We start from the raw sequence: 14,310 nt of genomic DNA on the forward strand, positions 1-14,310 counted from the left end.
CGGCGGCGCGGGTGCGGCAGCCGACGCGGGTGCCTGTGCCGAGGCGGGCGCGGGCGCCGGTGCCGACGCGGGTGCCGGTGCCGCGGCCGAGGCGGGCGCCGGTGCCGACGCGGGTGCCGGTGCCGCGGCCGAGGCGGGCGCCGGTGCCGACGCGGGTGCCGGTGCCGGTGCTGCGGAGGCCGGCACGGCGGCGTCCGCGCCGAGGAGTTCGCTCGCCCGTTCCGGGCTGATCCGCTCGGCGAGGACCGCGCTGAGTCGCTCCGGGGTGTCGGCCTCCTCGAAGAGCTCACGCATGGCGATCCGCACCTCGAAGGCCTTCTCCAGGCGGCGGATCATGTTGATGAGCAGCAGCGAGTCCGCGCCCAGGTCGAAGAACGCGGCGTCCGGCGGCACGTCGTCCACGGCGAGGGAGAGCTGGTCGGCGGCCAGCTCCCGGACCCGCCGGGTGAGTGAGGCCTCGAGCCGGTCCGCCGGGGCGGCGGCCCCGGCCGGGGGCGTCGGGTCGGTGTCGTTCGTCATCGGAGTGCCTCCGGCCGGAGGCGTGCCCGCTCCGGCGCTGATCCAGTAGGACGTTCGGGCGAAGGGGTGCGTGGGGAGAGTCACGTGGCGGCCGGGGTCCTCGGCCCGGACCAGTCCCCTCCAGTCCAGGGCGACTCCACGGCAGTGGAGTTCGGCGGCGGCCCGCAGCAGGCCGGCGGTGCCCGGCTCGCGGCGGGGCTGCGACGCCGTCCAGTGCGCCGCCGTGCCGGCGCGCCGCGCGATGGCGGTGAGGGTCGCGTCCGGCCCGGCTTCCAGGCAGAGGGCGGTGCCCTCGGCGTCGAGGCGGGCGAGCACCGCCGCGTAGTCCGCGGTCTCCCGGGTGTGCCGGAGCAGGTGTCCGGCGGCCGGCAGCTGTCCGGCGGGCAGCAGTTCACCGCCGACGTTGCTGACCACCGGGGTCCGCAGGGGACGCAGTTCGACCTGTTCCAGGTGGAAGCGGAACTCCTCCAGCATCGGTTCCACCAGGGAGCAGTGGAAGGCGCGGTCGCCGCGCAGCGGGCGGACCGCGTGTCCGGCGGTCTCCAGCCGCTGCGCCGCCTGGGCCACGGAGGTCTCGGGACCGGCGAGCACGTGGTGCGTCACCGCGTTGACCACGGCGACCTCCACGTCGGGGAGGCCGGCCGTGGCCGCGCCGACGGCGCTACGGTCGGCTTGGACCGCCGCCATCGCGCCCGGCGGGCAGTGCCGTCGCATCAGTCGGCCGCGCGCCGCGGTCAGGTACAGGCCGTCGGCGAGGCCGAGTCCGCCGGCGGCGTGCAGGGCGGCGTACTCGCCCACGCTGTGCCCGGCAAGCAGGTGCGGGCGGACGCCCAGCGACTCCCACAACCGCCACAGCGCGACCTCGAACGTGAACAGCGCCGGCTGCGTGACGTCCGTGGTCCAGACGTCCTCGGTGCCCTGGGGATCGTCGGCGAGCAGCGCTTCGGTGAGGCTGCCGTCCCAGGTCTCGCGGTAGAGCTGTTCGCATTCCTCGACGGTCTCCCGGAAGACCGGGAAGCGGTGGTGGAGGGCGCGGGCCATGCCGCGGCGCTGGGTTCCCTGCCCGGAGAAGACGAGAGCGACCGGCCCGGCTCCGCCGTCCGGGGCGCAGCCGTCGGCCCAGGAGGGGCGGGCGACGCCGGGGCCTCCTGCGGCGGTGCCGAGGAAGTCGTCGAGTGCCCGCGCGATCTCTTCGGTGCCGGTGCCCAGGGCCGTCATCCGGTGTGCGTGGTGGGGGCGGCGGAGCGCGGCGGTGACGAAGACGTCCGCGGGGCGCGGCGGCGGGTCCTCCCGCAGGCGGTCGCGGTAGGCGGCGGCGAGTTCCCGCAGCGCCGGTGCGGTGCGGGCGGAGAGCGGCAGCAGCCCCGGGCCCTCGCTCGTGCCGTCCGGTGCGGGGTCGGGACGCGCCGCCTCGGTGGGCTCCTCCAGGATCAGGTGCGCGTTGGTGCCGCCCACGCCGAGGGCACTCACGCCTGCCCGGCGGGGGGTGGCGCCGCGCTCCCAGGGCCGGCCGGTGGCGGGCAGGTAGAACGGGCTGCCGTCGAGGGCGAGGGCGGGGTGGGGGCGGGTGAATCCCGCGAGCGGCGGTATCCAGCCGTGGCGCAGTGCCAGGACGGCCTTGATCAGCCCGGCCATGCCGGCCGCGGTGTCGAGGTGGCCGATGGCCGGCTTGGCCGAGCCGAGGGCGCAGAACCCGGCCCGGTCCGTGGTCTCCCGGAAAGCTTCGACGAGCGCCTGGAATTCGATCGGGTCGCCGAGTGCGGTGCCGGTGCCGTGGGCCTCCACGTAGCCGACGGTGTCCGCTCCGACGCCCGCCGTCCGCAGGGCGCCGGAGATCACCCGCCGTTGTCCGGTCATGCCGGGGGCGGTGAAGCCGACCTTTCCGGCGCCGTCGTTGTTGACGGCGGAACCGAGGATCACCGCGTGCACCGTGTCGCCGTCTGCGAGCGCCCGGTCGAGGCGCTTGAGCAGGACGGCGGCCACTCCGTTGCCTCCGACGGTGCCGTCCGCGTCGGCGTCGAAGGCACGGCAGGAGCCGCTGCGGGAGAGGATCGAGCCCGGTACGTACGGGTAGCCGGCGTGCTGGGGCACGTGTACCGCGCCGGCTCCGGCGAGGGCCAGTTCGGCGTCGCCGGACAGCAGCGACTGGACGGCCAGGTGCACCGCGACCAGGGAGCTTGAGCAGGCGGTCTGCACGCCCACGGCCGGCCCGTGCAGCCCGAGGCGGTGTGCCACGCGGGCGGCCGCGAAGTCGGGCTGGTTGCCGATGGCGACCTGGAGTGCGGTCACGGGGTCGCGGGTGTCCTGGGTGGGTGCCAGGTTGTTGAGCAGGTAGGTCTGGAGGGCGTGCAGGGTCATGCCCGTGGTCGCGAAGACGCCGACGCGCGTGGTCTCCGGCACGCCGGCGTAGCCGCCGCCCTCCAGCGCCTCGTGGCACACCTCCAGCAGGAGGCGCTGCTGCGGCTCCATCAGCGCGGCCTCGCGGGCGCTGATGCCGAAGAACGCGGCGTCGAACAGGTCGGTGCCCTCCAGCGGGCCGCCGGCGGGCACGTGGTCGGCGTGGGAGCGCTGTTCCTCGGTCACCCCGGCCGCGGACAGTTCCGCGGGGGTGAAGCGGCGCAGTGCCGACGTTCCGGAGGTGACGAGCCGCCAGTAGGCGTCGAGGTCGGGGGCGCCCGGGAAGCGGCCGGCCATGCCGATCACGGCGATCCGGCGGTCGTCCGCCGTGCCCGGGGCGGGTTCCGGGGGGCCGGGAACGGGCTGTCCCTGTGCGGCCAGATGTTCGGCGAGTTCGACGGCCGTCGGGTGCTGGAAGAGGAGGGTGCGCGGGAGTTCGCGGCCGAGGGCGCGTTCCAGGGCTCCGTGGGCGCGCATCAGCTGGATGGAGCCGAGTCCGGCGTCGTAGAACGGGCGTCGTTCGTCGATGCTGTGGCCTGCCGCCTCCGTCAGGGCGTGCAGCACCAGCTCACGTACGCGGGTCCGGTCCGCGTCCCGGGAGCGGCCGTCGCCGGGGGCCGCCGTGCTCGGCGCGGTGGCCTGCGTCGCGTCCCGCGCGATCCGTGCGGCGGCGGCCGTGGTCTCCTCGTCGGCGGGGCCGCCTGCTCGTACCGGAACGGCCACCTCGCGGCCGCGCAGGTCCCGCAGGGGCGGCAACGCCCCGGCGCCGCCTGCGGCCCGGGAAGCCTGGGGCGCCTCGAGGGCGGCGGGCCGTTCCGGCCGGACCAGGCTGCGCAGCGCCGGGGAGGTCTCGTCCAGTCCGACGAAGTAGCAGTCCGGCCGGTGTGCGAGCACCGTACGGGCCAGGCGGCGTCCTTCGGCGGCGCTGAGCGCGAGCAGACCGCGCCGGGCGGCCGCCTCCTCCCACGCACTGTCGCGGTTCATGCCGACGTCTCGCCACAGCCCCCACACCAGGCAGTGCCCGGGGGCTCCCAGGGACGTCAGCTGGTCGCCGAGGGACTCCAGGAAGCGGTTGGCGGCGATGTAGGAGCCGGACGCCGCGGAGGGGGCGGCCGTCAGGAGGGAGGAGAAGGACACGAACCGGGCGCCCGGCCGCTCGCGGACGAGCCGGGCGAGGTGCACGGCGCCGACCGTCTTCGCCGCGGTCGCGGCCCTCCAGTGGTGCGGGTCCTCGTCGCGGAGCAGCACGGAGTCGAAGGCACCGGCCAGGTGCAGCACGCCGTCCAGCGGTCGCCCCCACGTCGCCTCGGCCTCGGCCACGGCCTCGGTCACGGCGGCGCGGTCGGTGACGTCGACGGCGCGGTAGCGGACGTCGCCGCCCAGCGCTCGCAGCCGGTCCAGGGCGCGGGCGGCGGCTCCGGACGTGCCGTCCTCGGGCACCGGGGTGCGACCGAGCACCAGGAGCCGGAGCCGGAACCGGCCGAGCAGGTCGCTGAGAACCTCGGTGCCCACGCCGCCCAGTCCTCCGGTCACCACGAAGCAGGCGCCGTCGGCGTACAGGGGCTGGTCCGGCTCGCCGTCGGGCGGCGTGTCGATGCGGACCTTCACCAGCCGCCGGCGGTGGCTGCGGCCGTTCCGGATCGCGGTCTCCACCGGCCCGGACCGCCCTCCCGGTCGCCGGGGCAGTGCGGCCAGCGCGCGGCACAGGTCCGTCGCGTCCTGTTCCGGGGTGGCGCCGGCGAGGTCGAGGTGGCGTACGTCGGCTTCCGGTGTCTCCAGGGCCAGACTCACCGCGACGCCCGCGGTGAGCGCGCCGGGGGTGCCGACCGGTTCGTCGCCGGTGATCCGGTGCAGACCGCGGCTGACCGTGACCACGCGCGCCGCGTCCGCCGCGGTGTGCTCCAGGAGGGCCTGCCCGGCGAGGACCAGTGCGGGGCCCGCCGCGGTGAGGGTGTGGGGCAGATCCGCGTCGTCGGGGGCGGCGAGGTCGAGGGTGGCGTAGCCGGCGAGGTGGAGCAGGGTGGTGGGCGTGCGGTCCTCCGCGCGCAGGTCGCGCCAGAGCGCTCTCCAGTGGCCGGGGTCGGCGAAGTCGAGGGTGAAGCGGCCGGGGGCGGTGCGCGCGTAGGCGCTGCCGTGCGCGGCGACGACGGCCGCCTCGAACGCCGCGCCGTGCGCGGTCAGTCGTGCCGCCAGGCCGTCCCGGTCGGCGACGATCAGCGTGGTGCCGGGGTCGGGGGGCGGGGCGTGCCCGGGGCCGTCCGGCATCTCTTCCCACACGGCGCGGTGCACCGCGTCGGGTACGTCGAGGGCGTCGTCGGCGCCGAGGCTCAGGGCACGCAGCACGTCGTCGAAGGCGCCGTCGAGGTACCGGCGGCGGATGCCGGTCCGCTGGATCTTCCCGCTGGTGGTCTTGGGGAACTCGGCGGCGGGGACGGGCACCGCCTGCGTGCCGGCCAGCTGGAAGCGCCGCGCGAGTTCCGCGGTGACCTGGCGGGTGCGGGCTGCGGTGGCGTGGTCGGTGGGGGCGGCGTCCCCTTCGGGGACGAAGAAGACGACGAGCCGTTCGCTGCCGGACTCCGGGTCCGGCACTCCGCAGGCGGCCACGGAGCCGGCCCGGACGCCGTCGACCGCGCCGACCACGTCCTCCAGTTCATGACAAAAATAGTGGCTGCCGTTGACGATGATGACTTCCTTGCGGCGGCCGGTGAGGGTGAGTTCGCCGTCCCGGAGGAAGCCGAGGTCGCCGGTGTCGAACCAGCCGTCGCCGCGGAAGGCCTCGGCGTCGGCCTCGGGGTTGTCGACGTAGCCGGGGGTGACGCGGCCGGAGCGGACCTGGAGCCGGCCGATGCGGCCTTCGGACAGGACCCGGTCCTGGTCGTCGCAGATGCGGAAGCTCGCCCCGAGCGTCGGCGGCCCCATGCTCAGGAACGTGGTCCGCTCGTGCGCGGGCACGTCCTCGCCCACCCACTCCAGGTCTGTGGAGAGGGACGACTTGCGCACCCGGGTGACGGAACCGGGCGTGCCGAACCGCTTGTAGCAGATGGCGGTGCAGGTCTCGGCCATCCCCCAGCCCAGCAGCACGCCGTCCGCGGGAAGGCCGAACGGCGCCGTGGCGTCCACGAAGTCGCGGACGACGGGAAGGGTGCACTGCTCCCCGGCGTTGATCAGCGACCGGACCGAGGTCAGGTCCCAGCGCCGGTCCGGGTGCCGCCGCAGGGCCTCGACGACCAGTTTGAAGCCGAAGTTCGGAGACCAGCTGTGCGCCGCCGCGTACCGCTCCAGCAGGTCGAGCCAGAGCAGCGGGTCGGCCAGCACCAGTTCGGTGGGGGTGTGCACGGCGACGCAGCCGAGCACGGTGTCGCGCAGGTGGAACATGAGCAGCCCGGCGACGTGGTCGAGCGGGAGCCAGTTGACGGTGGTGTGCTGCGGCGCGACGTCCTGCGCACGGGCGCCGGCGACGTACTCCATCACCCCGCGGTGGGTGATGCGGATGGCCTTGGAGCGTCCGGTGCTGCCCGAGGAGAGCTGCAGCAGGGCGGTCTCCTCCGGGTCCGGCCGGTGCACCTCGGTGGCCGGTTCGGCCTGAATCAGCTCGTCGGCGTCCAGCACCCGCACCCCGTGCACGGGATAGAGCGCGGGCAGCGCCCGCACTCCGTCGACGGCCGGCCCGGAGCAGAGCACCACGGGTTCCCGCAGCGTCTCCCAGGCGTGGCAGAGCTTCTCCAGTACGGCGCTCCGCGTCTCGTATCCGGGTGGCCTGGCCACCGTGACGGGCACGATGCCACCCAGCAGGCACGCCCACAGTGCGGGGAAGTAGGCGTCGAGCGTGGGCAGTTGGAGGATGGCGCGGTCGCCCGGGCGAAGCCCGGCGGCACGCAGCCCGCCGAGCATGCGCCGGGCGCGGTCGAGGAGGTCGGGATAGCCGACGAAGACGGTGCGGTGCGGTTCCAGAGCGAGGTGGAGACCCGCGTGCGGGCGTTCCGCCGCGGTCCGCACCAGGGCTTCCGGAAGCGTGCGCGGGAGGTCGGCCGCGAGGTGGAGTTCCGCGCCGTGGCTGAGCGCGGCGGGCCTCGGGCGCCCGTCGCTGCCGTCCGGGCCGCTGCCGTCCGGGCCGCCACCGGGTGCCGCGTCGGCGCTCCCGGATGCGGGCGGGGCGGCTTCCGTCACGGGTGCGGCGTGCGGCTCAGCGGGCTCGACGCGGGGCCGTTCCCGCCGCAGCGGGGCGAGCGTGACCTCGACGTGCCGGCCCGCGGTCCGGCACGTGTCGCGGTACCGGGCCAGCAGCGCCTCGTCCAGTACCGGCACCTCTTCGAGCGCGGCGCGCTCCACCCCTCCGTCGGGGAGGCGGGGCACGTCGTCGACCAGCACGGCGTGCGCGGTGACGCCGTGCTGCAGCGCGGCGGCCGTGACTTGGCGCCGCAACCGCGCGAAGTCCGCCCGGCCGTCGGGGACGACGTAGGCGAGGACCGCCGTCCGGTGCGGAACGAGGGCGCAGTCGAGGACGTGCCGTATGCCGCGCAGACGTGCCTCGAGCCGGGTCATGTCGTCGGTGTCCATCGTTCCCGTTTCCGAGGTGGGTGGTCGCCCGGCCGGTCGTCCGGCCCGGCGGTCGGGGCTTTTTCCGCGGCCGGGCGGGGCGGGGCTGCCGCCGCCCCGTCCGTGCCGCCGTCTTCGGCGTCGGCGGCGCCTGTGCCGTGCGTGCCGTCGGTGCCGTGCGTGCCGTCGGTGCCGTCCGGACCCTTGGCGGGGGCGGCGGGCGGCGGCAGGCGGCGCAGCGCCAGGAGGAAGAGCAGCGCCAGTGCGATGGCGAGGCCGTGCGCCGTCGCCACGACGGAGAGCGGCGTGTGGTGGTCCAGCAGGGAGGCCCACAGCACGGTGCCCGCACCGAGGGCGCCGGTCTCGGCCATCGCGGCCAGTCCGAGCAGACGCCCGCGCTGCACCTCGGGGAGGGCCTGGAGCCGCGAGTGGTACACGATTTCGGTGAAGCCGTCGGCGACGCCCGCCACGATCGCCACACCCATCAGCGCGACGGCGGGCAGGTCGGCGAACGCCAGGATGAAGAAGCCGGACATCAGGCAGGTGCCGACGGCGAAGGCGCGTTCCCCGCCCGGCCTGCCGGACGCGTCGGAGCCTCCCGCCCACCGCGAGACCGTGCGCAGCCGGGAGACCAGCTGGTGGGCGAGCAGACAGCCCACGGCCCAGACGGCGTAGAAACGGCCGACGAAGGCGGCGGCGTCCCCGGGCGCGATCTGCTCCGCGTACACGGGGAGGCCCACCTGGTGCGCGGCGGAGCCCATGTTGTCCACCGCACGGACCAGGATCAGGCAGAGCACGGCCGGAGCGAACCGCCACAGGGCGGACGGCGAGACCGGGTTGCGGGTGCCGGGGCGCCCCCGTGCGGCCCGCTCCCGGTCCGCTCCGCCCCGGGCGCCGGTCTCACCGCCGTCGCCCTCGGCCCGTGCGCCGTTGCGGGCGGCCGGGGCGGCTCCGGACAGTGCCAGCGCCGTGAGGGCGAGAGCGGAAGCCAGGAACGACGCGGCGTCCACCAGGAAGGCGGTGGTGTAGCCCGCTCCCGCCACCACGAGTCCGGCCGAGGCGAACCCGAGGATCATGGCGAGCGAACGCCCCGTGACCAGCAGCCCGTTGGCCCGGACCCGCAGCTCCTGCCCGACGATGTCCGGGACGGCGTGGCGCCGGGCCACCCCGGTGAGCGTGGAACCGCCGCCCATGACGGCGGCGAGCACGTAGAGCAGCACGGCCTGCGCCGCCCCGGGCGCCAGCAGGAAGACCAGCAGGGCCGAGGCCTGGCAGAGATCCGCGCCGATCATCAGACGCACGCGGTCGAACCGCACCACGATCCGCCCCGCCACGTACCCGGAGAGGACCGAGGAGGCTATGCGCAGCAGGAGGAACAGGCCGAGGGACAGCGCGCTGCTCGACGTCTCCAGCACGTACAGGTTGAGCGCGACCAGGTTGAGGTACGTGCCGTAGGACGAGACCGCGTTGCTGACGACGAGGGCGTGGAAGGGCCGGCCCAGCGAGGGGGCCCGCCGCCCTCCGGCGAGTAACCTCCCGCGCCGACGGCGTCCGGCCTTCGGGACGGCGCCGCCCTCCCGCCCCGGAGTTCCCGTCATCTGTTCTTGTCGACCTGCTGCGACTCGACCTGCGCCTGCTCGTGGGCCTCCTCGAGGGCCTCCTTGGTCGCCGCGCTGGCCGCACTCTGGTCGGCGGCCTCGGACGCGGCCTGGTCGGCGGCCTTCTCCGCGGCGGTCAGCAGCACGGTGTCCTCCGGCCGCTGGTCCTCGAAGTCCTCCGGGTGGTGGCAGGCGACCTGGTGGCCGGTGCGGAGCGCGACCAGCGGCGGCTCCTCGACCTTGCACACCCGGGTGGCCTTCCAGCACCGGGTGTGGAACCGGCAGCCCGTCGGCGGCTTGATCGGGGAGGGGACGTCGCCCTGGAGCAGGATGCGTTCCGCGCCGCGCCGGGCGCGGCCCCGCGGGTCGGGCACCGGCACCGCGGACATCAGCGCCCGGGTGTAGGGGTGCATCGGCGCGGTGTAGAGCGACTGGCGGTCCGTCAGCTCGACGATCTTCCCCAGGTACATCACCGCGATGCGGTCCGAGACGTGCCGGATGACCGACAGGTCGTGGGCGATGATCACGTACGTGAGCCCGAGCTCGTCCTGGAGGTCGTCCAGCAGGTTGACGACCTGGGCCTGGATGGAGACGTCGAGCGCGGAGACCGGCTCGTCGGCCACGACCAGCTTGGGGTTGAGGGCGAGCGCGCGGGCGATGCCGATGCGCTGCCGCTGGCCCCCGGAGAACTCGTGCGGGTAGCGGTTGTAGTGCTCCGGGTTGAGGCCGACGACGCCGAGCAGCCGCTGCACCTCGGCCTTGAGGCCGCCCTGCGGCTTGACGCCCTGGAGCTTGAACGGTGCGCTGACGATCGCACCGACGGTGTGCCGCGGGTTGAGCGACGAGTACGGGTCCTGGAAGATCATCTGCACGTCGCGGCGCAGCGGGCGCATTCCGGCCGTGCCGAGGTGCGTGATGTCGCGGCCCTCGAACTCGACGGTGCCGCCGGTGGGTTCGAGGAGGCGGGTGATCAGCCGGCCCATGGTGGACTTGCCGCAGCCGGACTCGCCCACCACGCCGAGGGTCTCCCCGGCGCGCACGTCGAAGTCGATGCCGTCGACCGCCCGGACGGCGCCGACCTGCCGCTTGAGAAGCCCCTTGGTGATGGGGAAGTGCTTCTTCAGGCCCTGGACGCGGAGCAGGGTCTCACCGGGGGCCGGGTCCTCGGTCAGGGTGGCGGCCTGCGTCGCCGACCCGAGTGTCTCCGGCTGCTCGGAAGTCGTCATCTGCTCGTCCTCGCTCACAGCTTCGGCGCTATCTCTTCGTTCCAGATGCGTGTCCGGTCCTCCTGCGACATGTGGCAGGCGGACCAGTGGCCGCCGTCCACCTCGCGGAGGTCCGGCCGCTCGGTGCGGGTGACGTTGCCCTTGGGGACGTCCGCGTACGGGCAGCGCGGGTGGAAGGCGCAGCCGTCCGGGATGTTGATCAGACTGGGCGGCGAGCCCTTGACCGGGATGAGGCGTTCGGTCTGGTCGCGGTCGATGCGCGGCATCGAGCCGAGGAGGCCCCAGGTGTAGGGGTGCTGCGGCTCGTAGAAGACCTTCTCGGCGGTGCCGCGCTCCACGCAGCGTCCGCCGTACATCACCAGGATGTCGTCGGCGAGTTCGGCGACGACGCCCAGGTCGTGGGTGATGACGATGACGGCGGAGCCGAACTCCTTCTGAAGGTCACGGATGAGGTCGAGGATCTGCGCCTGGACGGTGACGTCCAGGGCGGTCGTCGGCTCGTCGGCGATGAGGAGTTCGGGGTTGTTGACCAGCGACATGGCGATCATGGCGCGCTGACGCATGCCGCCGGAGAACTCGTGCGGGTAGCTGTCCACCCGCTGGTCGGGCTGCGGGATGCCGACGCGGTCGAGCATCTCCACGGCCCGCTTGCGGGCGGTCTTCTTGTCCACGTCGTGGTGGATGCGGTACGCCTCGACGATCTGGTGCCCGATGGTGAAGTACGGGTGCAGGGCCGACAGCGGGTCCTGGAAGATCATGGCCATCTCGCGGCCGCGCAGCTTGCGCACCTCGTCCGGCGGGGCCGAGAGCAGGTCGGTGCCCTCGAGCAGGATCTCGCCGGAGATGCGGGCCTTCTGCCGGCCGTACTGGCCGACGGTGTGCAGGCCCATGATGCCCAGCGAGGTCACGGACTTGCCGGAGCCGGACTCGCCGACGATGCCGAGCGTCTTGCCCTTCTCCAGCGTGAAGCTGAGCCCGTCGACGGACTTGACCAGCCCGTCCTCGGTGGGGAAGTGCACGTGCAGGTCGCGGACCTCGAGGAAGGACGTCGAGGGGGCGGACGCGGCGGAGCCGGAGAGGGGCTCGCCGACTGTCGCGCCGGTCTTGTTCAGGTCGGTCATCCCAGCCTCACTCGCGGGTCGATCACGCCGTACATCAGGTCCACGACGAGGTTCGCGACGACGACGGCGAGGGCGGTGATCAGCGTGACGCCCAGGATGAGCGGCAGGTCGCGCTGGTCGATGGCCCGCAGCACCGCCTGGCCGAGGCCGGGCAGGCTGAACGTGGTCTCCGTCAGGATCGCGTTGCCCATCAGCATGCCGAGATCGACGCCCAGCAGGGTGAGGATGGGCGTCATCGTCGACCGCATGGCGTGCTTGCGGATGACGACGGGTTCGCGGACGCCCTTGGCACGGGCGGTGCGGATGTAGTCCTCGCCCATCACCTCGAGCATGGTGGCGCGGGTGAGGCGGGCGTACATGGCGCCGAAGAGGAAGGCCAACGTCACCCAGGGGAGGACCATGCCGCTGAACCAGGCGGTGAAGCTGTCCTCGAGCGGGGTGTAGTCGCGGCGTACCCAGCCGAGGCTGCCGGCGAAGACCGCGAGCGAGATGAGGCCGGTGAAGTAGATGGGGAGCGAGACGCCGCCGAGGGCGAAGACCATGGCGCCGCGGTCCCAGAGGGTGCCGCGCTTGAGGGCCGAGAGCACACCGGCGCCGAGCCCGATGATCATCCACAGCACGGCCGCGCCGATGGCCAGCGCGAAGGTGACCGGGAACCGGTCGGTGAGCTGGGGCCAGATCGCCTGCTCGGTGTTGAAGGAGTAGCCGAAGCACGGGGCGGGGCAGTGGGTCACCGAGCCGCCGCCGACGTAGTCGCGGCCGACGAGGATGCCTTTGAAGAACTCGAAGACCTGCACCAGGATCGGATCGCCGAGCTGGAGCTTCTCCCGGACCCCCTCGAGTGCCGCCTGGTCGGTCACCTTGCCGACGTACATCGTGGCCGGGTCGATTCCCGTCCACTTCGGGATGAGGAAGAAGATGCTGAAGACCGCCAGTACGACGACGACCAGCAACACTACGGCGGCGAACAACCGCCTGATGAGATAAGTGAGCACTGCTCTCGGCCCGGGGCGGCCCGGCGGCCCCGGAGATGATCCGGGGCTCGCCGGGCCGCCAGCACGGCCCTCACCTGCCCTTCGTGCCTAGCGGCGGGTGTGCCGGTCGGTTACTTGACGCCAACAGAGGAGAAGTCGTACTGCCCGCTGTAGGCGTAGGTGGAGTAGACGTTCGTCGCGCGGTCCGAACGCCAGGTCAGGATCTTCTCGAAGGTGAAGGGCAGGTAGTACGCGCCCTCCATCACCTTGGTGTTGATGGACTCGGCGATCTTCGTCTTCTCCGCGTCGTCCTGGGAGTCGATGAAGTCCTGGAAGGCCTGGTCGATCTCCGGCTCGTCGATCATGGCGAAGTTGTTGTTGCCGTTGTCCAGGATGTAGTCGCTGTGCCACAGCGGCATGCCGTAGCCCTGGACGGTGTTGAAGTCCGGACCCCAGCCCATGATGATGATGCCGTAGCCCTTGTTCTTCACCACGTCGGGGTTGCCGATGATGCCGGAGGTCTGGGCACCGTCGTACTGCGAGATGCTGGCCTCGATGCCGACCTCGGCGAGGGAGGCCTGCAGCGCCTCGGCGGAGTCGACCTCGACCGGCTTGTTGTTGCGGACCGCGATCTTGGTCTTGAAGCCGTTCGGCTTACCGCACTTCTTCAGCTCTTCCTTGGCCATCTTCACGTTCGCCGCGCCGTCGTTCTTGGCCAGGCCGTACATGTCGAAGTCCTTGTCGGAGCCCGGCACCATCGGGGGGAGCATGTTGGTGCCGATGTCGCCGCCGGCGATCGGGCCGCCGCGGGCGGTCTGGATCGACTTGTGGTCGGCGCCGTAGATGGCGGCCTTCCGGCAGTGGATGTTGTCGAACGGCTTCACGTGCTGCGGGAAGACGGCGTAGCGGATGTAACCCATGGTCGGGTTGTCCACGTTCGCCTCGTGGTCCTGCAGCGCGTTGGCGCGGCCGGCCGGGCTCAGGCCGGTGCCGTTGAGGTCCAGGTCGTAGTTGCCGGCGATCAGGCGCTTGTCCATCTCGTTGGCGTTGGTGATCAGGTCGACCGTGATCTTGTCGGGCAGCGCCTTGCGGACGGTGTCGCTGGCGCGCTCCCACTCGCCGTTGCGCACCAGGACGATGCTCTTGTTCGGCTCGTAGCTCTCGAACTTGTACGGGCCGTTGGAGAACGGGTTCTGGCCGTACTTGGACCGGGTGTCCTTGTCCTCGCGGACCGGGGACGCCGACGGCATCGCCAGCATCTCCTCGAAGTCGCTGTTGGCCTTCGGGAGGTTGAAGACGATGGTCTTGTCGTCCGGCGTCTCGATGCCGGCGAAGCCGTCCTTGTCCTTGTACGGGCCCTCGAACTCACCGTCGGGGTCCATGGTCTGCTTGATGTAGACCGGACCGCCGGGCAGCACGCTCTGCGCCCACTGGCGCTCGATGCCGTACTTGACGTCCATCGAGGTGACGGGCTTGCCGTCCTGCCACTTGACGTCGTCCTTGAGCGTGTACGTGTAGGTCTTGCCGTCGTTGGAGACCTCGGCCAGGCCCTTCGCCAGGTCCGGCTTCAGCTCCAGGCCCTTCTCGCCGGGTGCGGCGGCCGGGGTGACGAGCTGACGGGTGTAGTACCGCATGAAGTTCCACGCGAAGCCGTAGTAGCCGCGCGTGGTGTCCCAGGAGTCGGCGTCCTGGGTACCGATGAACTTCAGCGTGCCGCCCTTCTTGTCGGACGCGTTGGCGACCTTGCCGACACCGGCGTTGCGGCCCGCGCCCTCGCTGCCGCCGCCCTCGTCCCCGCCACCGCCGCCGCAGGCGGCCGTGGAGAGCAGCGCCGCGACGACGGCGGCCGAGGCGGCTGCCCGCCGCCGGCTCGATGTGCGTAGGAATCTCACGATGCGCATCCTCCGTGGTGATGGCGGCCCGTACGGGTGAGGGGCCG

General features: G+C 73.0%; 6 protein-coding genes. All 6 read right to left on the minus strand.

Features of this window, described 5'->3' with window-relative positions:
* On the minus strand, positions 1-7,473 hold a 7,473-nt coding region (locus RM572_RS25180), incomplete at its 3' end, for an SDR family NAD(P)-dependent oxidoreductase (protein ID WP_311675673.1).
* Positions 7,455-9,050 carry an MFS transporter gene (locus RM572_RS25185; protein ID WP_311675674.1) on the minus strand — a complete coding sequence of 532 codons (1,596 nt, stop codon included), beginning with the start codon at positions 9,048-9,050 and terminating at the stop codon, positions 7,455-7,457. The genes RM572_RS25180 and RM572_RS25185, both read right to left, overlap by 19 nt.
* Positions 9,047-10,276 carry an ABC transporter ATP-binding protein gene (locus RM572_RS25190; RefSeq protein ID WP_311675675.1) on the minus strand — a complete coding sequence of 410 codons (1,230 nt, stop codon included), beginning with the start codon at positions 10,274-10,276 and terminating at the stop codon, positions 9,047-9,049. Before RM572_RS25190 ends, RM572_RS25185 begins: the two co-directional genes overlap by 4 nt.
* Positions 10,277-10,290: 14 nt before the next feature.
* A complete protein-coding gene (locus RM572_RS25195; RefSeq protein ID WP_027765910.1) occupies positions 10,291-11,397 on the minus strand; it encodes an ABC transporter ATP-binding protein in 1,107 nt (368 codons plus the stop codon).
* On the minus strand, positions 11,394-12,392 hold the full coding sequence (locus RM572_RS25200; RefSeq protein ID WP_027765911.1) for an ABC transporter permease: 999 nt from the start codon (positions 12,390-12,392) through the stop codon (positions 11,394-11,396). Before RM572_RS25200 ends, RM572_RS25195 begins: the two co-directional genes overlap by 4 nt.
* A gap of 110 nt (positions 12,393-12,502) precedes the next feature.
* The gene (locus RM572_RS25205; protein ID WP_311675676.1) at positions 12,503-14,272 is read right to left on the minus strand and encodes an ABC transporter substrate-binding protein; all 1,770 of its coding nucleotides are present in this window, start codon (positions 14,270-14,272) and stop codon (positions 12,503-12,505) included.
* Positions 14,273-14,310 lie beyond the last annotated feature (38 nt).

Source organism: Streptomyces hazeniae (assembly GCF_031845485.1).
GTDB lineage: Bacteria > Actinomycetota > Actinomycetes > Streptomycetales > Streptomycetaceae > Streptomyces > Streptomyces hazeniae.

Bases quoted from the DNA above. Each gene is read 5' to 3' on its own strand.
- RM572_RS25185 (WP_311675674.1), bottom strand. From the start codon at position 9,050: ATGACGGGAACTCCGGGGCGGGAGGGCGGCGCCGTCCCGAAGGCCGGA.
- RM572_RS25190 (WP_311675675.1), bottom strand. From the start codon at position 10,276: ATGACGACTTCCGAGCAGCCGGAGACACTCGGGTCGGCGACGCAGGCC.
- RM572_RS25195 (WP_027765910.1), bottom strand. From the start codon at position 11,397: ATGACCGACCTGAACAAGACCGGCGCGACAGTCGGCGAGCCCCTCTCC.
- RM572_RS25205 (WP_311675676.1), bottom strand. From the start codon at position 14,272: ATGCGCATCGTGAGATTCCTACGCACATCGAGCCGGCGGCGGGCAGCC.